The sequence below is a fragment of the Planctobacterium sp. AWH2_060 genome (assembly GCF_056158425.1).
Map to the genome: position 1 here is coordinate 1014571 of NZ_JBSWTG010000001.1, position 21291 is coordinate 1035861.

Sequence of the window (21291 nt, forward strand, 5' to 3'; positions counted from 1 at the left end):
TTTATATATTTAGCCATCTCAGTGGGTGATGAAAAGCATTTAGACAAGGCGGATGTTTGCCGGTCTAGTGGGCCTAAATCAAAAACATCCAACACAGTATAAATGCTTTTCAGCCCCATCGTAGACGCGCCTCAGGAACATTATTTCTTTGTTGTGCGAAGTTCACAAGACAACCAGTATTCTTTCATTCGCACGCCTCGAACTAATGTCCCTGAGGCTGCGCTGAGAGTATAAATATATAATGGAAATGGTATTACAGGATAGTAAAAAATTTTATAAGCAGGAGTGAGATTTGGTAACTGCTATCAGGCTCTTTCGGTGAAGGCGTAGGAACCACCGACGCTAATATCTGTGTGTAATAGTGCTACAAACTCTTTCATCGGTACGGCTTGTGAAAACAAATACCCCTGGCCTGACTTGATGCCTAATTCTCGTAAGATATGCAAATGCTGTAATTCTTCGATACCTTCAGCGACCACGTTACAAGACAAAGAGTCCGCGATAACCTTGGTCGCCTCTACGATGGCCTTGTTCACCGGATTTTCCAGTAACTGCATGATAAAGGTTTTATCAATTTTGATGGTATCAATGTCAAGATCACGAATGTAAGCCAGGTTGGAATAGCCTTTGCCAAAATCATCAATGGCAATTTTAGCTCCAAGCCTTTTTGCAGCTGCAAGCTGCTTGTTCACCATGAGTGAATTGGACATGGCGGCATCTTCTGTCAGCTCCAATTCTATCCGGCTTAAATCTATGCACATGTTATCGCTGTACTGCTTTAAACGATGCACAAACTTATCATCGTACAGCTGTGTCGGGGAAACATTCACTGCCAGGTTAATGTCAAAACCCGCCGCCTGAAAATAAAGCAGGCTATCAAAGGCTTTGCGCAATGCCCAATAACCCAACTCATTCATCATGTTATAGGATTCTGCAGCATCGATGAGGGCTCCCGGAAACAACACACCATCAAGTGGATGATGCCAACGCAGCAAGCACTCAGCACCGGTTATCTGCAAACTTGCCAAATCAATCTTAGGCTGGAAGTACAGCTCCAATTCATCTTTGGCAAATGCTCGCTTCAGATCGGCTTTTAGCGCCAGTGCCCGACCGCCCATGTGTTTCTTTTGTGTCATAGACACAATGGCAAAGTTATCGTACTTATTGCCCTTCGCCTGCTTTAACGCAGTTTCAGCACCAGAGAAGAGTCGGTTAACATCGCGGTTGTCTGTCGGATTGGACACTGCACCCACATTAAAATCAGCAATAAATGCATGATCACCGATGTGAATGGGAGACTTGAAATGCTCGTTTAGTCGGGTGTAGAAACTGTTTAACTGAGTGGTTCTGTGTTGACCTGGAAATAACAGACCGAAAACATCGCCACTTACCCTGCCCACTTCAGCATCAAAAGCAAAAATTGACTGAATGCGTTTGACGATTTCAGACAATATGTAATCGCCAGCTTTGTAACCAAAGCTGGTAGATACGTCTGAAAATCTGACCACATCAATAAGGAACAATGATACCTGATCGTTCTGGTCGATTAAGCTTTGCACTTTCTGCAAAAAAGCATACCGACTCGGGATCTCAGCAAGCACATTGTGAACTACACTCATAGAGTACGACTAAACCTCAAAAAACCAACAGGGAATTTAGCGCTTTTTTAATCAAAAAAAAAGCCCTGATGCAATAATCAAGGCTTTTAACTGTAAAGTGTGCGTTAAACTCGATTAACGCCCCTATTTCAAGGGTTTTATATAAGATACTTATCTTACTTTTATCTGCACTTTAGGGTTAAGAAGTTACCTTACAACTGTCCAATTTCCAGATCTTACTTACATAATCACGGATCGAACGGTCAGAGTTAAATTTACCCATATTTGCCGTGTTGATAATGGCTTTTTCTGCCCAACCGGCTTTATCTCTGTAGGCCTTATCAACTCTGCTATGCGCCTCAGAATAAGACTCATAATCAGCCAGTGCTAAGTATGCATCGCCGTGCTCCAATAAACTGCGTTTTATGGAAGATAACTCACCTGGTTTACCCGGAGTGAAGTAATCAGTATCCAACCAGTCTAATACCGCTTTGATTTCGGCATTTTGATAATAGTGATCGTATGGGTTGTAACCAGTTTCACGTAAAGCGTTCACTTCATCGACATTCAATCCAAAGATAAAGATATTGTCATCACCGACTTCTTCAGCAATTTCAATATTCGCGCCATCCATGGTACCTATGGTTAATGCCCCGTTTAAGGCCAGCTTCATATTACCTGTGCCCGATGCCTCTTTACCCGCGGTAGAAATTTGCTCTGACACATCCGCTGCAGGGATCATCTTCTCCGCCAGAGAAACCCGATAGTTAGGCATGAAAATGACTTTCAGCTTACTATTAACCCGGTTGTCGGCATTAATGCGTTCAGCAACCTTGTTAATGGCGTAAATAATATCTTTGGCCAGTTTATAGCCAGGAGCCGCTTTAGCGCCAAATATAAACACGCGTGGATGCATATCATAATCGGGATTTTCTAACAGTCGACGATACAGCGCCATAATGTGCAACAGGTTTAGGTGCTGACGCTTGTACTCGTGCAAACGCTTAATCTGAATGTCAAAAATCGCATCCGGATCAATGGTTTCGCCAGTTAAGCGCAACACTTCTTCAGCCAAGGCAACCTTGTTGCGGCGTTTAATCGCCATAAATTCATTCTGGAACTTTTTCTCTTTCGCGAACTGATTTAATCCGGTTAATTTATCCAGGTGGACTGGCCAATCTGTACCAATCTTGTCATCGATTAACGCTGACAACTCTGGGTTACAAGCTTTTAACCAACGTCTTGGAGTAATACCATTGGTGACATTGGTAAACTTGCCAGGCCACATTTGATCAAACTCAGGAAACAGATTTGCTTTAACCAGTTTCGAGTGAATCTCTGCAACGCCGTTTACTGCAAATGATCCCACCACACTTAAGTGGCCCATGCGAACCATTTTCTCATTACCTTCTTCAATAATAGAAAGTTTCGCCTTTATCTCAGGCTGTCCTGGCCACTTAGCATCAACTTCCTTCATGAAGCGATGGTTAATTTCGTAAATGATCTCCAGGTGACGAGGCAAGATCTTCTCGATCATTCTCGCTGGCCACTTTTCCAGGGCCTCAGGTAACAATGTATGGTTGGTGTAGGCAAAGACTTTGGTAGTCATAGCCCAGGCGTCTTCCCATGACATTTCTACCCGGTCTACCAGAATTCGCATCAATTCAGGGATAGCGATAGCAGGGTGAGTATCATTTAACTGAATAACAACCTGTTCTGCAAAACGGCTCCAGTCAGTACCATGGGCACGCTTGTAACGTCTAACGATATCCTTCAATGAACAAGCACAGAAGAAATATTGTTGGATAAGGCGCAGCTCTTTACCCGCCTCAGTTTCATCATTCGGATACAGTACTTTGGAAATAGTCTCGGCCTGCACAGTTTCTGAATGAGAATCTATGTATCCACCGGCGTTAAAGACATCCCAATTGAAATAGTCTGAAGACTGGCTTTGCCATAATCGCAATACGTTAACGGTTTTACCTTCGTAACCCACAACCGGAATATCCCAGGGCAGGCCTTTAACGATTGAGCCAGGGTGCCACTCTTTTTGGATCTTGCCATTTTCGCCATACTTGGTTTCTACATAACCATACAATGGAATTTCCTGAATGGATTCTGGTCGGCAAATTTCCCATGGGTTACCGTAATCTCTCCAGCTGTCAGGTCTTTCGATCTGAGCGCCATTTTGTATTTCCTGGCGAAACAGACCGTGCTCGTAATGTAAACCATAGCCGATTGCTGGAAACTCTAAGGTAGCCAATGAGTCGATATAACAGGCCGCAAGACGCCCTAAACCACCGTTACCTAACGCCATATCCGGCTCTTCTTCCATGATGTCAGTCAGGCTAATACCGAGTTCTTGCAGGGCTTTGTCAGTGTTTTCAAACAATCCCAGGTTGTGCATGTTGTTCGATAACAATCTGCCCATTAAAAATTCAGCGGAGAAATAATGTACTGCGCGTGTATCGTTGAAATAATGGGTTTTCTGAGTGGTGCGTAAACGCTCCAAAACCTGTTCATTTATGGCCGCACAAACGGCTTTCCACCAGGCGTGATTATTCGCTTTGTTTTCATCTGTACCCAGGGTGCAATGCAGATGACGAACGATAGATTGCTTTAAAGCTTCTTTATCAAATTTTAATTCAGTACTTACAGGAGCAGCAGCCTTAACCGTTTTAGAAGCGGCCGCTTTTTTAGTTGTTGTTTTCTTGGTCGTGGATCTGGTTGCCATTGATTTAACCCTCTTAAATGCGCTTCGGGTGCTTATTTTTCAGTTCAAAAATGAAAAAACTCTACACCGTTCTGTAATTAAATTACATTTAGTGCAGAGTTAAGCATGTTTAGATCACAAATTTAAGGGGTTAAATGTTATTTTTTTGTTATTTTTTCACCGCAAACGTATGCATAACAAATTTTTAACGCATATTTTTACATTTCATTAACACCCTGAAAACACCACGTTAACAACCTTGTTTTTTGAAAACCTCGTCCACCAGATTTTGTGCTTCAGACAATAAATCCTCAAGGTGCGTATCACCTCGGAAACTTTCAGCATAAATCTTATAGATGTTTTCTGTACCAGAAGGTCTTGCAGCAAACCAACCATTTTCAGTACTAACCTTAACACCACCTATAGCAGCGCCATTTCCAGGGGCATGTGTTTGCACCTGCTTAATCGTTTCACCGGCTAGCTGTTCTGAGTTAACATCATCCGCACTGAGCGACTTTAAGGCATCTTTTTGTGCCGGAGAGGCTGCAACATCAATGCGTTTATAGGATGGAGCTCCAAACTGCTCTGTTAGCGCCTGATAGTGCTCGCCCGGATCTTTTTCCGTTGTCGCCAGGATTTCAGCGCCTAATAAACATAAGATGATGCCATCTTTATCTGTTGCCCAGGCTGAACCGTCACGACGCAAGAAAATGCCACCGGCGCTCTCTTCACCGGCGAAACCCAATTCAGAATTCAGCATTCCTTGCACAAACCACTTAAATCCTACAGGCATTTCGGCAACTTTTCGTCCTAATGCACCTGCAACTCTGTCAATCATTGAGCTGGAAACCAATGTCTTGCCAATCTGCAGAGAATCAGACCATTGAGGGCGATGTTGATACAAATAGTTAATGGCAACCGCCAGGTAGTGATTTGGGTTCATTAAGCCTACGGAAGGGGTAACAATGCCGTGACGATCAAAATCCGGATCGTTGCCAAACGCTAAATCGTATTTATCTTTGAGTCCGATCAGTCCTGCCATGGCATAGGGCGATGAGCAGTCCATACGCAATTTACCGTCTTTATCGCGGGTCATAAACGAGAAGGTAGGATCAACATTTCGGTTCACTACATCAATGTTTAAGCCGTAACGATCTGCAATCTGATCCCAGTACTCCAGACCTGCCCCACCCAGCGGATCGGTACCCAATTTAAGGTTCGCTGAAGCGATCGCCTTCATATCAATAACCTGATCCAGTTGCGCAATATACTCCTCTTTAAAATCCCGTTCAGAGTACAGCTCACTGTTTAGCGCCTGGGTAATACTGACTTTTTTAACGTCGCGATTACCATCAATAATAATCTGATTTGCACGAGCCTGAATAATTGCGGTCACATCACTATCGGCCGGTCCACCATTTGGCGGGTTATACTTAAAGCCACCATCTTCAGGCGGATTGTGCGAAGGGGTTATAACAATGCCGTCTGCAGGCGAGCTTGTGCGGCCCTGGTTGTAACACAAGATGGCGTGAGAAATAACCGGGGTCGGTGTATAGCCCCTGCTCTGCTGTGCCACCACGGTGACACCATTGGCGATAAGTACTTCAACAGCGGTAACAAATGCCGCCTCTGACAGCGCATGAGTATCCATTCCGATAAACATCGGGCCGGTTGTGCCTTGATTTAATCGATATTCCGCCAGTGCCTGGCTTATCGCCGCAATATGAGTTTCATTAAAGGTTGAAGACAGTGAACTTCCTCGGTGACCTGACGTACCAAAGGAAACCAGTTGTGTACTATCAGCCACGTCTGGTTGATTGCTGTAGTAGCTGGTCATTAATCGGGGAACATTAACTAACTGCTCTCGAGAGGCCGGTTGACCAGCCTGTGGATGAAGTGCCATATCAATAAGTCCTATTTTTAAGAAAATAAACGAAGCGACGATTGCAGGGATAACGTTAAGCGATATTGTCGATAACCACTATAAGACCAATACCGCTTTTACTTTTGGTTTACAGGCTGCCAATGCTCTGTGTAAGACATTAGTTGCATATACCAATATTTTTATACTTGTTAAATTAACCTATTGCCTACACATTTCAATTAAATTTGTAAAATAACATCGCTGACCAGTGAAATAGTAATTATATGATTTTGAATTATGACATTAAGGGCCGTGGCGAGCCGATAGTATTGCTACATGGATTATTTGGTAGTCTGGAGAATCTTGGCGTTATTGCCAGGCAATTGGAAGGAGAATATCAGGTGATCAGCATTGATTTACCGGACCATGGTAAATCACCATACTCTGAGGCTTTTAGCTTTACCCAATACGCAGAAAATGTAGCAGAAACCCTGCACAGCATTAACGCCTCATCCGTCAATATGCTAGGACATTCCCTGGGTGGAAAGGTGGCGATGCAATTGGCGCTGACACAGCCATCTCTGGTAAAAAGACTTATGGTGGCCGACATAGCTCCGGTTCGATACTCCCCTCGCCATCAAAATGTTTTCAATGGACTGCAAAACGTTGATCTACAGCAAATCAATAGCCGTCAGGAAGCTGATACACTGATGGCTGAACACATAACAGAACCTGGCGTCAGACAGTTTTTATTAAAAAGTTTGTATAAAACAGAAGAAGGTAGCTTTGCATGGCGCTTCAATCTTGAAATGTTAATCCGAGACTATGACTTATTATCTGATGCCATTGTGGCAGATACGCAATACAGAGCCAGAACCCTGTTCATCAAAGGCGGAAATAGCGACTACATCACCCGAGAGCATCAGACAGCTATTGGTTCATTGTTCCCCCATGCAGAAGCTAAAATCATTAATGGCACAGGACACTGGTTACACGCGGAGAAACCCAACGTATTTGCCGGTATTGTTTCGCGATTTTTAGAAGACAGCGACTAAACCGGAATTTGCCCACTGAGATGCTAATGCAAATCAATTACACAATTAACAACAACCTGCGCCTGTGCTATAGTGCGCGCCAATTTACAAAGGTCGAATCAATTACGTCATGCTAAGCGAATATTACGAACAAATTGAAACCATTATCATGTATCTGGCACTGAGTGGTTTATTTGTATTAATGGGATTCGCAGTACACGACGTACTCAAAAAAAATGACATCCCAATGGGCGGCAGGATCGTAGTCTATTCAGTACTATTTTTCGGCTGTGTCGGCTTTTTAGCTAAGGGCGTAATACAAGTATTTTTTAGCGCCTGATGAGCTTTCGTCAGGGCGTTTAACAATTTTACAATTTATCCAACCTGAATAATTTCAGGAAAAGTTTTAAAGTGAGAATAGAAGGTTATGGCAATCGTCGGACTATTTTTTGGTAGTGACACGGGTAATACCGAACACGTGGCCAAAATGATTCAAAAAGAAATTGGCAAGCATGTCATTGAAATTCATGACATCGCAAAAAGTACCAAAGAAGATATTGAAAAGTATGACTTCTTGCTTTTCGGTATCCCCACCTGGTACTACGGTGAAGCGCAATGTGACTGGGATGACTTTTTCCCGGAACTGGAAGAAATTGACTTTACCGACAAGCTGGTTGGTATTTTTGGTTGTGGTGATCAGGAAGATTATGCCGAGTATTTCCTTGATGCCATGGGCATGGTAAGAGACATAGTAGAAACCAAGGGCGCAATTATTGTCGGCCACAGGTCAACAGAAGGCTATGACTTTGAGGCGTCAAAAGGCATGGCAGACGACAATCACTTTGTTGGTTTAGGCATTGATGAAGATCGTCAACCGGAGTTAACTGAGCAAAGAGTGAAAGCCTGGTCCAAGCAGATTTTTGACGAAATGTGTCTGGCTGAATTAGTTTAAGCTGATATAAAAACTAAAAAAGGGAGCTGATGCTCCCTTTTCTGTTTCTGATACCTAAACTATACCTTAAATCGCGTTACCGCATCCTGTAATTGCGCCATCAGGCTATTTACTTCTTCAGTGGCCGTATTGGACTGCTCCGTCAGAGCAGCGCTGTTGTCAGCCAACTCGACTATGGTGTTAAGGCGTTTTGATACATCATTCAGAACCCTATCCTGTTCACCTGAATCTTTTACTATACGATGGTTAACATCAGACAACTCTTCGATAATTCTGGTGATTTGAGAAACCTTACTGTTCACTTCGCGGATCATAGCCACGCTCTTATCTGACAGCTCTTTGCCTTCTTCAATAGTGCGAACAGCTTTGTCAGCGTCAGACTGTAAACTGCCAATCATGGTTTCTATTTCCTGAGTGGAGTTCTGAGTTTTAGTGGCCAGTGTACGCACTTCATCTGCCACAACCGCAAACCCTCGTCCCTGCTCACCTGCCCGCGCAGCTTCAATCGCGGCATTAAGCGCCAGTAAATTAGTTTGCTCAGCAATGCTCTTAATGACATCCAGAATGCCACCAATATTGCGGCTATTTTCAGCCAGATTAGAAATCACCTCACTGGAATAGTCTGCTTGTTTCGCCTGTTGTTGGATTTGCTTTTCACCCTGAGCTGCCAGGCCACTTGCCTGCGCTGACTGTTGGGCGACTTCGTTGAGTTTTTCCATCCCAACACGTATCTGTTCAACGTTACTTTGGCTACTCTTCCTGACCAGTTCTGTGCTGTCGGCAGTCAGGTGAATCTCTTCTCGTTGCTTGTCAACTTTTTCCAGCGCCTCATGCCCCAGTTCTACCGTTTGTGCAGTGGCGGCATTTAATCCTTCCTGTTGCTCCAGAATATGCACCACTAACTGATGCAGATTTTCAGATAAGACGTTGACCTGTTTTGATAAATCTCCGAACTCACAGTTACTGGACGTGTCAGCTTTGTGAGTTAAATCCCCAGAACTTATCACCCGCAAACTGCGAGCAATTCGACCAATTGGTACGGAAATACTCTTGTAAACTACATAGCCAGTTCCCACTGCCAGAGCAGTGCCCAGCAGCATAATAATCACGCCAATGGTGATATTACTTTCTATGATTTCCAGAATTTCGTTTTGTCCCTGGAGGGTACTGTCATTAACCTCATCAAACAGCGCTTTGAAATGTTCAATCGCCTTATCCAGACTGGTTTCAGAGGCCGTTTTTGCCGTTTGTGCATTGGCCAGCTTTTCCAACTTAAAGCGATGCATGGCAACGACGCCATTACTGCCAAAAATTAACGGTTTAAGCTTGGCTAACTGCTCTTTGTAATCTTCAACTAATCCATCCGTGTCCACCGACTCCGCCAACCGCGAAACGAACTGGTCCGCCTCATCGATATTGCTCATGGAAAACTCCATTGTGCCTACAATATCTTCTGACACTTTAGGGTCTTGTGTTGCAACCAGTTCGTTAGTGGAATTGAGTAAAGTAATTAACAGGGTATCAATATTATTGCCGGCACCAGCCAAACTCTTAATAGCATCATCGCTTTCTGCGCCAGGCATATAAGCCAGGTCTAACAGGGGCGCACTGGTATCATCAACGGCCAATGAAACCCTGTCCATATAGCTGATAATACTGTCTCTTTGATTTAAAAATCCCTGCCTCTCCATATACATGTTCTTGGCATTTTGCAGGTAGGATTCCACGGAGCGCCTGCCGTCGGTTAAATAACTGAGTTGGCCATCTCCCATCGGCATGCGCTGTAGTTCACGCAAAGTGCCTTCAAACTCTTCCAGTAATTCATCAAATTGATTCTTGTTACTATTAAGGGCTGACAGGTTATCCAGGTAATAGCCGCTTAGCGACGCCTTACCCAAATTGAGTAATTGCGTTTGAATTTTTAACACCTGGCTCTGAAGTGGCATCTTTTCGTTGATGACAGATTCAGACGATTCCCGAATATCAGAGAGCCCCACATAAGACATGACGTTTGTGATAAACAACACAAATCCCAGCAAGATAAAGCCGAGAATTGTTTTTGCTACAACTGTAAATCGCATAACTTTCCTTGCCTCGTTATTCTTCTAATTGGCATTCAATGGGTTACGGGTTGTATCGGCCAGATTCCGATTCCCCTTTAATACTAACTGATGGTGTTGCTTTTGAATTTCCAACATTAAACTTTAAATCTCTGATTTTCTTAGCATACTCTCTTAATTCTAGCCTAGTATAGCGCCTTGTGGTACAACCAGTTAACTTGTTTTTAACAAATAGCCATTATTTTTATTCTGAATATCCCCCTTTCAATCCTGTCCAAGTCACTTATAATACCGATAATTAATGACTGAAAAGCCAAGAAAATGGATCAAAATCAAGAACTGAAGAAAGCCGGACTCAAAGTCACTTTGCCACGTCTAAAAATCCTGGAAATCCTAAAAGAACCTAAAAATCAGCACATTAGCGCTGAAGATGTCTATAAAATCTTGTTAGAACAAGGGGAAGATATTGGCTTGGCGACAGTTTACCGGGTGCTAAACCAGTTTGACGATGCAGGCATCCTGGACAGACATCATTTTGAAGGTGGAAAGTCAGTATTTGAAATCAGTGCAAAAAATCATCACGATCACCTTGTATGCCTGGATTGTGGCAAAGTAATTGAGTTTGAAGATGATGTTATTGAAACTCGCCAAAAAGAAATTTGTGAAGCTCACGGCATCAAACTGACCAATCACAGTTTGTATCTGTATGGCAGATGTATCGACGGCAAGTGTGATCACTAGGTTATCAACTTTTGGCGCTTAAAAATCAGGCTGGTTTAATACCAGCCTTTTTTATGTCTCTGACAAAATGTAAGTTTTTGGTACTCTCAATGGCATTCTGGTAACCAATTCATAACCGATAGTATCTGCCCATTGCGCCACCTCGTTGGCACTTAAAGACTCTCCCCACAAAGTGACCGTATCCCCAATTCTCACTTCCGGTATATGAGTAATATCGATGCTCAACATATCCATGGAGACCCGGCCAGCCAAATACGCTCTTTTGTCACGCACTAATACCGGCGTGCCACTTTTTGCATTGCGCGGATAGCCATCACCATAACCTATCGCAACAGTCGCGATACGAGAAGGTTGTTCAGCAACCCAGGTACTGCCATAACCAACTCGCTCCCCGCGCTCAATGTTGCGAATAGCAATAATTTTAGATTGTAGCGACATTACAGGCCGCAGTTTGTCAGCCTCTTCATGGGCCCTTTCAAATGGTGATAAGCCATAAAGCATAATTCCGGGCCGGATATAATCACTACGCCCTTCAGGCCAGCCCAAAATAGTGCCGGAATTTCCAATACTGGTACTGATGGAGCCATCATCAGAGGCGATTATCTGTTTTTTAACCGCTTTAAAGACCGCTAACTGTTGCTCTGTGTAGGGTTCATCCAACAAATCAGCGCTGGCCATGTGAGTCATCAGAGTCACCACCCCCCGGGTCTTATTGGATTGCTTTAATCGTTGGTACAAGCGCAACCCCGAAGCGGGATAAATTCCCAGTCTATGCATTCCGGTATCGATTTTTAACCAGGCTGAAAGCGGCTTAGTGAGTGGTTGTTTTTCCAGGGCATTGATTTGATACTCGCTATGGAACACAACCGGGAAGTCACGGGCGGCAGCCATACTTAAATCACTGGCACTAAAACACCCTTCCAGTAGCAAAATGGGACGTGTCAGACCGGCTTCTCTCAGTTGCATCGCTTCTTCAATACTGGATACCGCAAACATTTCTACATGATCCTGTAATGCGAACGCCACTTCTACAGCACCATGACCATAAGCATTGGCTTTCAAGACAGCTACAACTTTACTAAATGGGCTACACCTTTTGGCAATTGCCAGGTTATGCCGCAAGGCATCCAGATTGATTGTCATTGACGCAGGTCGAGACACTAGTATTTGTTCCCTTTTAAACAAGAAATGCAATATAGACAGCGAGCAGAACCAGGATGCAACTTTGATGTGCTCCGGCTACCTAACCCAAATATCCAGAAGTGGATAATTGGGCCTATAAGATCCACCTTAAGTCTTGCGCCAGATTGTACCAGCCAATGTCATGCAGACGAAATAGCACTTACAGGAATATTAGCGTAAAAGTGTATTTCCTTATTTCTATCAGAACCGTGGTACATTTCACCAGAGTATACAAATGTATATTCCACTCCAAGTTTGCCTGTTCAAAAATAAAGACAGGTTGAGGAAGTCAAATTCCAGGCTGCTCAGAAAAGTGCATAAACAACAAACAAAATCACCAAAACTGGAATACACCAATCTTAAGGTGGATGTCCTTCTTTGTTTTTATTGTTTTTAGTGCCTTATTGCAAAGGTTGGCGCTGTATGTCCATGCGTCCGTGCAGAACCCTTACAACTTCAATTGACGTGTCGGAAACCTTATAAATTATGAGGTGATGTTCATGCGGGTGCATTCTGATGCCTTGCATGACCTCTTCAATTATTCTGCCAAGCTTAGGGGTTGATGAAAGCCGCTTAAATGCTTTTTCCAGACCTTGTAAATATTTATCGGCCTGTGCTGCCCCCCAAGAATTGTATGAATACTGCCAGATATTGAGAAGGTCTTTTCTGGCAAGGGGCTTTAAATTTATCTTAAGCATCGACTCCGGCATTTTCTCTGGCTTCTTCGATAATGCTGCTCATATCAAGGGGAATTAAATCGCCGCTATTTATTCCGTCATCAATAGCCTGTCGCAATGCTTCCAGCTTCGCCTTATACACTTCGTCTTGCTGCATTTTAAGGCGCAGAGCTTCGCGAATAACCTCACTGGCGTTATTATACATTCCAGAGTCTAACTGCTGCTTTATGTAGTCTTCAAAGACTGTGCTCAAATTAACATTCATGACAAGCACCTCCTACAATCATCATATAGTCGGACGTCCGATATTGTCAATTTTGGACATAAAATAAAAGCTAACTTCAGGGTAACTTCAGGGGGTCAGGTTCGCTGAAATCAAAAATTCACAGTGAACCTGCCACATTGTTCCAGTTATTAATCCTCGGTCAATGACGTTACGCATAACCCTCCTTGTCTCGCTATTGCGACCAGGTTCAAAAGGCTTATGATCTAGTCTGCAACTTCCCAGCGGTTTATTGTCTCAGTGATCAATTGTGCAGTCAGTTCAGGCCTTTCCAATGGAAACATATGCCCAACACTGGGTATCATTTGATGCTCCATTGACGGATGTTGTTTTAGCAGTCGCCGTACCATAGGCGGAAAACAGGCATTGGTGTGTTGTGCTGTAAAGAGTTTAGCTGGAGCACTCAGCTTGCTTTTAAATAAATTCAGGTTGTGAGGAATGTTTCTGAATATGGCCGTTTCTACGTCGGCTTTATAGGCCAGTCTGGCTTCCTTACCCTCAACTTTAATCGCCGATTGCACATAGTCTTGTACACAATCAGGATCAAAATGTTTGAACAGCGCTTTGGGTTTAAAATAATCTAATACCTGACTGTGATCATCCCAATGTATCTTGCGAATTTTAGACTTTCCTGAGGGCGTTACTTTGTCGATTAAGGGGGTCTTTTTCAGAAAGCGAAAAACATGACTCATCAGGCCAACCATTATGGGAGGATCCAACATAATAAGGCCCTTCACCAGATCAGGTCTTTGACAGCTAACTAAAAACGAAATGACACCACCAAAAGAATGGCCCACTAAGTATACTGGGGTGTCACAGGAGTGTTGTAAAAAGTTTATCAGTTCATCCACCTGATTCTGCCAATTATCATTCACCGGAAAACGATGATCATGACCGAACTGTTCATGAGCCAAAACCTCAAAATGCTTTGGAAAAAACTGCCAAAGCTTTTTATAACTGCTTGCAGGGAAACCGTTCGCGTGAGCAAAGTGTAAGCGCACGGGATGTAGCGACTCAGTTGAGTCGGGATTGTTATCAATTGAAATCATGTTGTACTTCTTTTGCGGATTTCTGTTGGCGAAATTCATTGGGTGACATATTAAACCAAGACTTAAATGCTCGGCGAAAATTAGCCACATCATCATAACCCAATGCCCAGGCAATTTGCTGCACACTCATATCAGAAGTCAGCAAGTATTTTTCCGCCTGAGCTTGCTTATTTTTTATCATTAACTCACGAAAACTGCAGCCTTCATTCAGCAATCGACGATGCAGTGTTCGTGGAGTCGTGAACAACAGTGTAGCGACTTCCTGTAAGGTGGGAAATCGCTGCTGCTCATGCTGAAAAATCGTCTCAACCTTCTGTGTCCAGGTGTCAGACACTTCCCGACGCTGTTGTTTTATCTGTTGCTCAAATTGCCGGGTCAATTGCCGAAGCGCAACCTCGTCAGCCTGACTAAAATGATGATGTAGCCATTGTTTTTCCAGAGCGATTTTGCAAGAACCCGCGCTAAAGCTCAAAGGGACTGGCAAATATTGTGAATAAAGCATCTCATATTCGGGAGCAATATAATCAAAGCAAATTTCTGTGATTACATCTTCCCTATGGGTCTGCCCGGACAAAACAGTAAACAGATTAGCCAGGGAGACCACCACAGTTTCACAAAATGAACGATGCACAGCCGGATGTTTAAAGGTTGAGTTGATATGGATCTCCAGCGAATCGGCTTGCACTTCAATTTTGGTGCGAATAAACGCCGTTCGGGTACTGACATATTTATCCAGTAATTGTGCCGCCTGCGACAAATTCTCACACAACAGCAGTCCATAGCCCAACAGGCCATGACTGCCTAAGCCCAACTTTTCACCCAACCTTAAACCAATGTCTGGAATAGGTGACAAGAAAACCGCACTTTCTACGAGTCTTTCATACTGCTCTACTGGTACGTAAAGAGAGTCGTCTTGTAACAGATTTTGGCTGGCATCGTTTTCCTTTAACCATTCAACAGGGTCCACTCCCAGGGTTGCCAATAATTTACCAATATGTGTGATGTAGTGAGCCGGTACGTGCAAAATCGTCAGTCAGGTGCTTGATAAAAGTATAGGGGTTTATGCTCAATGTTTTCGACTTTGTCAATAAATGACTCCCCTTTTGTCATTACGGCACCTCTCTGAGTTGATAAAAACTGGTTCAATATTTAACCACAACTAAGTCGGAGTGGTTATGTATTACCTTAAATTTTTCTTGTTTCACTGTTACGCTATTATCGGCATTGCCACCATTTGGTTAGGAGAAACATGGCTCATTGCTGGCTTTGCTTTTACTCTGTTTTCGATTGTGTTTGGCGATCTGTTTTTAGGCGATGACTTATCTGAACCAAAACCAGCGCCAGCCTGGTGCTACCGGCTTCAACTCTGGTGGGCCTTACCTTTATTAGCAACGTTGATGCTGGTCGCTATAACTCAACTTAGCAGTATGCAAAATTCCTCGTTACTGTATTGGTGCGTGGCGGTTTTGTATTGCGGACTTTTGATAGGTACATTGGGTACAGTAACCGCTCACGAGTTAGTGCACAGAAAATGGGGCAGCTTTTCTCACAGAGTTGGCAGATGGTTACTGGCGTTTAGTTTCGACAGCAATTTCGCCATTGAACATGTTTTTGGACATCACATTAATATTGCCACAGAAAAAGATCCAGCCAGTGCTCCCAGAGGCAGAAACGTATATCAACATATTGTGATATCCACCATCAAAGGTAATGTCAGCGCCTGGAAGATTGAAAAAGACCGATTAGAAAGAAACAAAAGCTCTCTGCTTTCATTACGTAATCGATTTATTCGCGGCGTGCTTTTTAGTGTTTTACTCATGTTGTTGAGCTATTTTCTGGGGGGCATTGCGGGCTTATTGTTCTTTACCGCATCAGGACTTATTGCAAAAAGCCTGCTGGAAATAGTCAATTACATGGAACACTACGGATTGGTCAGAATCCCTGGAAAACGGGTATTTCCCAGACACTCCTGGAACGCAAATAACAAAATCAGCAGTTGGTCTTTGTTTAATCTGACCCGGCATTCTCATCACCATGCAAATGCTAACGTGCCTTTCCAACACCTAAAGCCCATGTCAGAAGCCCCCTTAATGCCCACGGGTTATCTGGGTACGTTAGGATTAACCCTGATACCGCCTTTATGGTTTGCGTTAATGCAACCCAAACTGGCTCAATGGGATCAACAATTTGCTTCTGAAGAAGAGCTACAATGGTTGCGAGAACAGCAAACTCGCTAATGCTTTCAGATGCGATTGTTCTTTGTTATGGCGAATTAAAGCTGGTAATCGCAACACGGCACCCTATATCTTCAGTATTGTTGTTTATTGGGAATGAGTTTGTCTTCTGTAAAACCAAGCGCGCTGTCCAGCATCAAACAGGCCGCTATACCGGGGTTGCTGTTTGTACTGGGCTTATGGTGTGTCAAAGTCGCGGAGTTATCCCTCGGTGTATCTCTGCATGAAATGGGTGTTTATCCGGGTAAGATAGAAGGCTTAATCGGTATCATCAGTGGTCCGCTGGTGCATGGCTCTTTTGAACACCTCGCCAGTAATAGTTTGCCGTTACTACTGTTGTTAGGGGCGCTCTATTTTGGCTACCCCAATTCTAAATATTGGACCATTGTTATTGTCTGGATTGGTTCCGGGCTGGGTACCTGGTTATTTGCGCGCGAAGCGTGGCATTTTGGTGCCAGCGGATTAACCCATGGACTGTTCTTCTATCTGTTACTCGCCAGCATATTACGACGAGACAAACGCTCGATAGCGCTGATGATGATTGCATTTTTTATGTACGGCAGTATGACCCTCACCATTTTTCCTCGGGAACAAGGTATTTCTTTTGAATATCATTTGTTTGGCGCGTTATCGGGTGTCATTTCAGCCCTGTTATTTCGCAATGCCGACCCGAAACCAATTGAACGCAAATATGCGTGGGAAGAACAGGATGACGAAGATGAATTGATTGGTGACGAATGGCAATTACCCCAGGATTCAGCCCAGTCACTATCCGCTTCTGAAGAAAAAAACGCCCCGGATAAAGACGCAAATTAAGGCTAATAGTTTGCTAACTTCGCCGGATTGGCTCACACTTACAGCAGTTAAATCAGCAAATCAATAACACCATGTTTGAAGTTCGCCCTTTTGTGAAAATGGATTTTGAATACGTTCAGGCTATTTATCAGCAAGGTATTGATACCGGATTAGCCACCTTTCAAACTGAAGTAAAGTCATGGCAAGACTGGGATAAATCCTTTACCCACCACTGCCGTTTAGTCATAGTGAATGAAACTAATCGGGTTTGCGGTTGGGCAGCACTTTCCCCCGTTTCCAGCCGCTGTTGTTATGCTGGCGTTGCAGAGGTTACCGTTTATATGGCTTCTGACGCCAGAGGTTACGGTGGTGGCGAGCAACTACTTAATGCCTTAGTCAGCTGTTCAGAAAAACATGGGATCTGGACATTAAAAGCCGGGATATTCGAACACAACCTTGCCAGCATAGCACTGCACCGCAAATGTGGGTTTAAAATACTGGGGACTCAGGAGCGCTTGGGCAAACTTCATAATAACTGGATAAACGTAGTAGCAATGGAGCGTCGTAGTGACGTGGTGGGCATCGACTAACTTCGGGTTATTGGCAATAGAGTTCGTGCAACAAACTGATTATCGGTATTACTTTTTTGTCAGCCAGTGAGTAGTAAATGGTTTGCGCGTCGCGCCGGGTTTTAACCAGTTTTTCGCGACGCAAAAAAGCCAGGTGCTGTGACAAGGTAGACTGTGGAATCGCCACTAAAACATTTAGTTCCGACACAGATTTTTCTCCGTCTTGCAAAATGCACAACAACATCAGGCGATGTTTGTTGGCCAGCATCTTTAACATAGTCACAGCCTGCGCTGCATTTTTCTCCATGTCAGTAAAAGCACTTTTCATTGGTATGGCCTCAGGAAGTTTTAACTGGTTTTATTTTGTCAAAAATGACCATACTCATAGCCATCACCAGCACAAATACCAGCAATTTAAGTTCCCCTCCAGACAGATTCGCCAGTGCCGGTCCAGGACACAATCCAGTCACCCCCCAACCAATCCCAAACAGAGAGGCGCCAATAAAGAGCTGCTTATCCAGTTGTTTATTCACAGGCAAATTAAAGGAACTCTCGCACCAGGGCTTTTCCATTTTAGGCTTTACCAAAAAATAACCCAGCCAATATACCGCCAATGCTGCTGACATCACCAATAGTAAACTAGGATCCCAATCACCCAAGATATCCAGGAAGTTTTGAACCTTCTGAGGATTTACCATTTGTGACAACAAAAGCCCCATAGAAAAAATAACCCCAGCTAAAAACGCCCATAAACTTGAAAAACGCTGCATAATTTGCTCCTGACTAGTGCCGTAAAATGCTAACAACCACAATCGCTACAACCATAAACACACAGGTAGCAACAATTGAACGCACGGAAAGTCGGCCTATACCACAAACACCATGACCACTGGTGCAACCTGCCCCCACACGTGTTCCAATTCCAACCAACAGAGCACCTACAATGATTTGCCACCAATCAAGAGTAATTTCCGCTGGTAATTTGATTTGTACAGTATCGTATTGAAATGCATTAATAAGAGCTGGCCCTGCAACTAGTCCGAGGATAAACCAAATAGCTGTTTTAGCTCCTTTAGGCGAGTTAAGAGCACTTGCCAGTAATCCCGATACACCCATAACCCGTCCATGAGCTAATAACAAAATTACCCCCGCCAAACCAATTAACGCACCACCTGCCAGTGCAGTATATGGAGTAAACTCGGTCATAAATCACCTTAAATTGTAAATTCACATTATACGATATACTAGCCTGGATAATAGATTAAGAAAAGAACGTTTGCTTAATTCAGGAGCTAATTTGAATCCATAGATGATTGTTTTACAACGGCGTTAAATTTTTCTATGCTGAATCGGTTAACCCCACCCAGAGGAAAAACAGTTGGATTTAGTTTTACTAAAACCCGGACGTGAAGAATTAGCAGGAGCCAGCATGATTGACGGTGAACTGGTGGAGTCCGGCGCAGACTTATCGGGGTGTATCGAGCTTGTTTCTATGGGGTATGGCTTTAAACAACAAATGACCACCAATGTGAGTAATTCCGCCAGGACCTCAGGGCGTCCTGATATGGAAGACCTCAAAATCGTCAAATACGTAGACAAAGCATCACCGCTTTTATACAAGCATATGCTATCCGCCACCCCCATTGATGACGGTATTGAGCCGACTCAATTGTTTTTATGCCGCAATGCCAACATCGATGGAGATGGCAATTCGATCATCGGTAACATAGTGACGGTTAAACTCTTCAACTGCATGATCAGCTCCATTGAAACCCAATCTCATGCCAATGATATGGCCACTGAACAGTTAACCCTGAACTTTACCGATATCGAATGGACCACATCAGAACAGGACAGTCAGGCCAAAACCACGGGGAATTATGTGTTTTTCTGGAGTGAAACCTGAATTCATATTACAGAAATTGTAATTCCAAGCTATTACGGTAGATAAAAGGCGCTTTTCAGCGCCTTTTTATGTGTTAGCTAGTCTTTGAAACTACTCAGTCACTTCCGGTTTCATGTGAGGAAACAGGATAACGTCTTTAATCGTCGGAGAATCAGAGAATAACATCACCAGGCGATCGATACCTATGCCCTCGCCCGCTGTTGGCGGCAAGCCATATTCCAATGCCCTAATGTAGTCGTCATCGAAATGCATGGCTTCATCGTCACCGGCTTCTTTTTCTTCCACTTGCTTTCTGAACCGAGCCGCCTGATCTTCAGCATCGTTAAGCTCTGAGAAACCGTTGGCTAATTCACGACCACCTACGAAAAACTCAAAACGGTCAGTGATAAAAGGATTGTCGTCGTTGCGACGCGCTAAGGGCGACACTTCCCACGGGTATTCAGTGATGAATGTGGGTTGCTCCAGCTTTTCTTCCGCTACTGCTTCGAAGATCTCACAGAGGTATTTTCCAGGTCCCCAAATACCATCCACTTCAGGCTCTTTGATGTGCAGCTGACGGGCAATGGCTTGTAAACCTTCCAGATTGTTTTCCGCATCATTAATGATAGACGCGTCAACTTCCGGGTAATGCTTGATAATAGCTTCAGCCATGCTCAAACGGGCAAAGGGTTCGCCAAAGTTGTAGATCACTTCACTGACAACTTCACCCTCTTCGTTTTTGGTAGTATTGCGAATATCCGTAGTGCCTAAGATATCCCTCGCTAAGGTACGCAACATATCTTCAGTCAGGTCCATCAGATCATGATAGTCAGCATAGGCCTGATACCATTCAATCATGGTGAATTCAGGGTTGTGGCGAGTTGAAAGCCCCTCGTTACGGAAGTTCCGGTTAATTTCAAAAACTCGTTCGAAACCACCAACAACTAAACGCTTTAAGTACAGTTCCGGAGCAATACGCAAATACATATCGATATCTAACGCATTGTGATGAGTTACAAATGGCTTAGCCGTTGCACCACCCGGGATTACCTGTAACATCGGTGTTTCCACTTCCATAAAATCGCGATCGCTAAGGTAACGACGAATGCCCTCTACAATGCGGCTGCGCATCACAAAAGTATCGCGAGTTTCCGGACTCATAATGAGATCCACATAACGCTGACGATACTTGGTTTCCTGATCTGCCAAACCATGGAATTTTTCTGGCAAAGGTCTTAAAGACTTAGTCAACAACTCATATTTTTCCATGTTGACGTAAAGGTCGCCTTTACCGGATTTATGCAGTGCTCCACTAACACCGACAATGTCGCCGATATCCAGTTGCCCGTATTTGGCCTTCAAATCTTTTTGCACGTCTTTAGCGGCATAGGCCTGAATGCGACCTTTCATATCTTGCAGAACCAAAAACGGACCGCGTTTAGACATGATTCGACCGGCTACGGATACCTGTACAGCCAGTTCTTCCAGACTTTCTTTGTCATGGTCACCAAAGGCCATTTGCAGGTCGGCACTATAGTTTTCTCTGCGGAATTTATTCGGGTGCGCGTTAGCAGGACAATTTTCCCGAATATTAGCCAGTTTGCCACGGCGTTCCGCGATTAATTTGTTTTCATCGAGTTGTTGCTCAGACATGT

The 21291-nt window shown here is 43.8% G+C and carries 21 protein-coding genes; 8 read left to right on the forward strand and 13 right to left on the reverse strand.

What is annotated here, in order from left to right; translation table 11 throughout:
• Positions 1 to 305: 305 nt before the first annotated feature.
• The 3 genes from ACXAD8_RS04460 to pgm all read right to left on the reverse strand — a co-directional run bounded on the left by ACXAD8_RS04460 (position 306) and on the right by pgm (position 6214).
• Positions 306 to 1619: a putative bifunctional diguanylate cyclase/phosphodiesterase gene (locus ACXAD8_RS04460; protein ID WP_475225397.1), complete on the reverse strand. Its 1314-nt coding sequence runs from the start codon at positions 1617 to 1619 to the stop codon at positions 306 to 308.
• A gap of 178 nt (positions 1620 to 1797) precedes the next feature.
• Positions 1798 to 4332 (reverse strand): glycogen/starch/alpha-glucan phosphorylase, encoded by a 2535-nt coding sequence (locus tag ACXAD8_RS04465; protein WP_475225400.1) that lies wholly within the window; start codon positions 4330 to 4332, stop codon positions 1798 to 1800.
• A 229-nt stretch (positions 4333 to 4561) separates the two neighbouring features.
• Entirely contained in the window at positions 4562 to 6214 is a 1653-nt protein-coding gene (pgm, locus tag ACXAD8_RS04470) for a phosphoglucomutase (alpha-D-glucose-1,6-bisphosphate-dependent) (protein ID WP_475225402.1), read from the reverse strand.
• A gap of 245 nt (positions 6215 to 6459) precedes the next feature.
• Here pgm and ACXAD8_RS04475 point away from each other — a divergent pair, with 245 nt between their 5' ends.
• The 3 genes from ACXAD8_RS04475 (at position 6460) to fldA (ending at position 8161) form a co-directional block, all read left to right on the forward strand.
• Entirely contained in the window at positions 6460 to 7230 is a 771-nt protein-coding gene (locus ACXAD8_RS04475) for an alpha/beta fold hydrolase (RefSeq protein WP_475225404.1), read from the forward strand.
• 109 nt (positions 7231 to 7339) lie between these two features.
• Complete coding sequence (locus tag ACXAD8_RS04480; RefSeq protein WP_475225406.1) at positions 7340 to 7549, forward strand: DUF2788 domain-containing protein; 210 nt, start codon at positions 7340 to 7342, stop codon at positions 7547 to 7549.
• A gap of 87 nt (positions 7550 to 7636) precedes the next feature.
• Complete coding sequence (gene fldA / locus ACXAD8_RS04485) at positions 7637 to 8161, forward strand: flavodoxin FldA (protein WP_475225408.1); 525 nt, start codon at positions 7637 to 7639, stop codon at positions 8159 to 8161.
• Positions 8162 to 8220: 59 nt separating this feature from the next.
• Here fldA and ACXAD8_RS04490 read toward each other — a convergent pair whose 3' ends face one another.
• On the reverse strand, positions 8221 to 10242 hold the full coding sequence (locus ACXAD8_RS04490) for a HAMP domain-containing methyl-accepting chemotaxis protein (RefSeq protein WP_475225410.1): 2022 nt from the start codon (positions 10240 to 10242) through the stop codon (positions 8221 to 8223).
• A 300-nt stretch (positions 10243 to 10542) separates the two neighbouring features.
• Here ACXAD8_RS04490 and fur point away from each other — a divergent pair, with 300 nt between their 5' ends.
• Positions 10543 to 10962, forward strand: a complete 420-nt coding sequence (gene fur, locus ACXAD8_RS04495) for a ferric iron uptake transcriptional regulator (protein WP_475225412.1) — start codon at positions 10543 to 10545, stop codon at positions 10960 to 10962.
• 51 nt (positions 10963 to 11013) lie between these two features.
• Here the strand turns inward: fur and alr are convergent, their stop codons facing one another.
• The 5 genes from alr to ACXAD8_RS04520 form a co-directional block, all read right to left on the reverse strand.
• On the reverse strand, positions 11014 to 12123 hold the full coding sequence (alr, locus tag ACXAD8_RS04500) for an alanine racemase (RefSeq protein ID WP_475225414.1): 1110 nt from the start codon (positions 12121 to 12123) through the stop codon (positions 11014 to 11016).
• 422 nt (positions 12124 to 12545) lie between these two features.
• Positions 12546 to 12842, reverse strand: a complete 297-nt coding sequence (locus ACXAD8_RS04505; protein WP_475225416.1) for a type II toxin-antitoxin system RelE/ParE family toxin — start codon at positions 12840 to 12842, stop codon at positions 12546 to 12548.
• The gene (locus ACXAD8_RS04510; protein ID WP_475225418.1) at positions 12835 to 13086 is read right to left on the reverse strand and encodes a type II toxin-antitoxin system ParD family antitoxin; all 252 of its coding nucleotides are present in this window, start codon (positions 13084 to 13086) and stop codon (positions 12835 to 12837) included. The genes ACXAD8_RS04505 and ACXAD8_RS04510 overlap by 8 nt, the downstream gene beginning before the upstream one ends.
• A gap of 224 nt (positions 13087 to 13310) precedes the next feature.
• Positions 13311 to 14153: an alpha/beta fold hydrolase gene (locus tag ACXAD8_RS04515; protein ID WP_475225421.1), complete on the reverse strand. Its 843-nt coding sequence runs from the start codon at positions 14151 to 14153 to the stop codon at positions 13311 to 13313.
• Positions 14140 to 15135 carry an AraC family transcriptional regulator gene (locus ACXAD8_RS04520; protein WP_475225423.1) on the reverse strand — a complete coding sequence of 332 codons (996 nt, stop codon included), beginning with the start codon at positions 15133 to 15135 and terminating at the stop codon, positions 14140 to 14142. The genes ACXAD8_RS04515 and ACXAD8_RS04520 overlap by 14 nt, the downstream gene beginning before the upstream one ends.
• A 193-nt stretch (positions 15136 to 15328) precedes the next feature.
• On the opposite strand from ACXAD8_RS04520, the gene ACXAD8_RS04525 reads away from it, so the two are divergent.
• The 3 genes from ACXAD8_RS04525 (at position 15329) to ACXAD8_RS04535 (ending at position 17772) form a co-directional block, all read left to right on the forward strand.
• On the forward strand, positions 15329 to 16390 hold the full coding sequence (locus ACXAD8_RS04525) for an alkane 1-monooxygenase (protein WP_475225426.1): 1062 nt from the start codon (positions 15329 to 15331) through the stop codon (positions 16388 to 16390).
• 99 nt (positions 16391 to 16489) lie between these two features.
• On the forward strand, positions 16490 to 17203 hold the full coding sequence (locus ACXAD8_RS04530; protein WP_475225428.1) for a rhomboid family intramembrane serine protease: 714 nt from the start codon (positions 16490 to 16492) through the stop codon (positions 17201 to 17203).
• A gap of 71 nt (positions 17204 to 17274) precedes the next feature.
• Positions 17275 to 17772: an N-acetyltransferase family protein gene (locus ACXAD8_RS04535; protein WP_475225431.1), complete on the forward strand. Its 498-nt coding sequence runs from the start codon at positions 17275 to 17277 to the stop codon at positions 17770 to 17772.
• 7 nt (positions 17773 to 17779) lie between these two features.
• On the opposite strand, the gene ACXAD8_RS04540 is transcribed toward ACXAD8_RS04535, so the two are convergent.
• The 3 genes from ACXAD8_RS04540 to ACXAD8_RS04550 are packed head-to-tail and all read right to left on the reverse strand — an operon-like array spanning position 17780 to position 18957.
• Positions 17780 to 18079 (reverse strand): ArsR/SmtB family transcription factor, encoded by a 300-nt coding sequence (locus ACXAD8_RS04540; protein WP_475225433.1) that lies wholly within the window; start codon positions 18077 to 18079, stop codon positions 17780 to 17782.
• A 10-nt stretch (positions 18080 to 18089) separates the two neighbouring features.
• Positions 18090 to 18521, reverse strand: coding sequence for a DUF6691 family protein (locus ACXAD8_RS04545; protein WP_475225436.1), 432 nt, complete (start codon positions 18519 to 18521; stop codon positions 18090 to 18092).
• A gap of 13 nt (positions 18522 to 18534) precedes the next feature.
• A complete protein-coding gene (locus ACXAD8_RS04550; RefSeq protein WP_475225438.1) occupies positions 18535 to 18957 on the reverse strand; it encodes a YeeE/YedE family protein in 423 nt (140 codons plus the stop codon).
• A gap of 172 nt (positions 18958 to 19129) precedes the next feature.
• Between ACXAD8_RS04550 and ACXAD8_RS04555 the strand changes: the two genes are divergently transcribed.
• On the forward strand, positions 19130 to 19657 hold the full coding sequence (locus ACXAD8_RS04555; RefSeq protein WP_475225441.1) for an Hcp family type VI secretion system effector: 528 nt from the start codon (positions 19130 to 19132) through the stop codon (positions 19655 to 19657).
• A gap of 90 nt (positions 19658 to 19747) precedes the next feature.
• Here ACXAD8_RS04555 and lysS read toward each other — a convergent pair whose 3' ends face one another.
• Entirely contained in the window at positions 19748 to 21289 is a 1542-nt protein-coding gene (lysS, locus tag ACXAD8_RS04560; protein ID WP_475225444.1) for a lysine--tRNA ligase, read from the reverse strand.
• Positions 21290 to 21291 lie beyond the last annotated feature (2 nt).

Bases quoted from the DNA above. Each gene is read 5' to 3' on its own strand.
- ACXAD8_RS04490 (WP_475225410.1), bottom strand. From the start codon at position 10,242: ATGCGATTTACAGTTGTAGCAAAAACAATTCTCGGCTTTATCTTGCTG.
- ACXAD8_RS04465 (WP_475225400.1), bottom strand. From the start codon at position 4,332: ATGGCAACCAGATCCACGACCAAGAAAACAACAACTAAAAAAGCGGCC.
- lysS (WP_475225444.1), bottom strand. From the start codon at position 21,289: ATGTCTGAGCAACAACTCGATGAAAACAAATTAATCGCGGAACGCCGT.
- ACXAD8_RS04505 (WP_475225416.1), bottom strand. From the start codon at position 12,842: ATGCTTAAGATAAATTTAAAGCCCCTTGCCAGAAAAGACCTTCTCAAT.
- fldA (WP_475225408.1), top strand. From the start codon at position 7,637: ATGGCAATCGTCGGACTATTTTTTGGTAGTGACACGGGTAATACCGAA.
- pgm (WP_475225402.1), bottom strand. From the start codon at position 6,214: ATGGCACTTCATCCACAGGCTGGTCAACCGGCCTCTCGAGAGCAGTTA.
- ACXAD8_RS04525 (WP_475225426.1), top strand. From the start codon at position 15,329: ATGTATTACCTTAAATTTTTCTTGTTTCACTGTTACGCTATTATCGGC.
- ACXAD8_RS04460 (WP_475225397.1), bottom strand. From the start codon at position 1,619: ATGAGTGTAGTTCACAATGTGCTTGCTGAGATCCCGAGTCGGTATGCT.
- fur (WP_475225412.1), top strand. From the start codon at position 10,543: ATGGATCAAAATCAAGAACTGAAGAAAGCCGGACTCAAAGTCACTTTG.
- ACXAD8_RS04550 (WP_475225438.1), bottom strand. From the start codon at position 18,957: ATGACCGAGTTTACTCCATATACTGCACTGGCAGGTGGTGCGTTAATT.
- ACXAD8_RS04510 (WP_475225418.1), bottom strand. From the start codon at position 13,086: ATGAATGTTAATTTGAGCACAGTCTTTGAAGACTACATAAAGCAGCAG.
- ACXAD8_RS04535 (WP_475225431.1), top strand. From the start codon at position 17,275: ATGTTTGAAGTTCGCCCTTTTGTGAAAATGGATTTTGAATACGTTCAG.
- ACXAD8_RS04515 (WP_475225421.1), bottom strand. From the start codon at position 14,153: ATGATTTCAATTGATAACAATCCCGACTCAACTGAGTCGCTACATCCC.
- ACXAD8_RS04475 (WP_475225404.1), top strand. From the start codon at position 6,460: ATGATTTTGAATTATGACATTAAGGGCCGTGGCGAGCCGATAGTATTG.
- ACXAD8_RS04540 (WP_475225433.1), bottom strand. From the start codon at position 18,079: ATGAAAAGTGCTTTTACTGACATGGAGAAAAATGCAGCGCAGGCTGTG.
- ACXAD8_RS04480 (WP_475225406.1), top strand. From the start codon at position 7,340: ATGCTAAGCGAATATTACGAACAAATTGAAACCATTATCATGTATCTG.
- ACXAD8_RS04545 (WP_475225436.1), bottom strand. From the start codon at position 18,521: ATGCAGCGTTTTTCAAGTTTATGGGCGTTTTTAGCTGGGGTTATTTTT.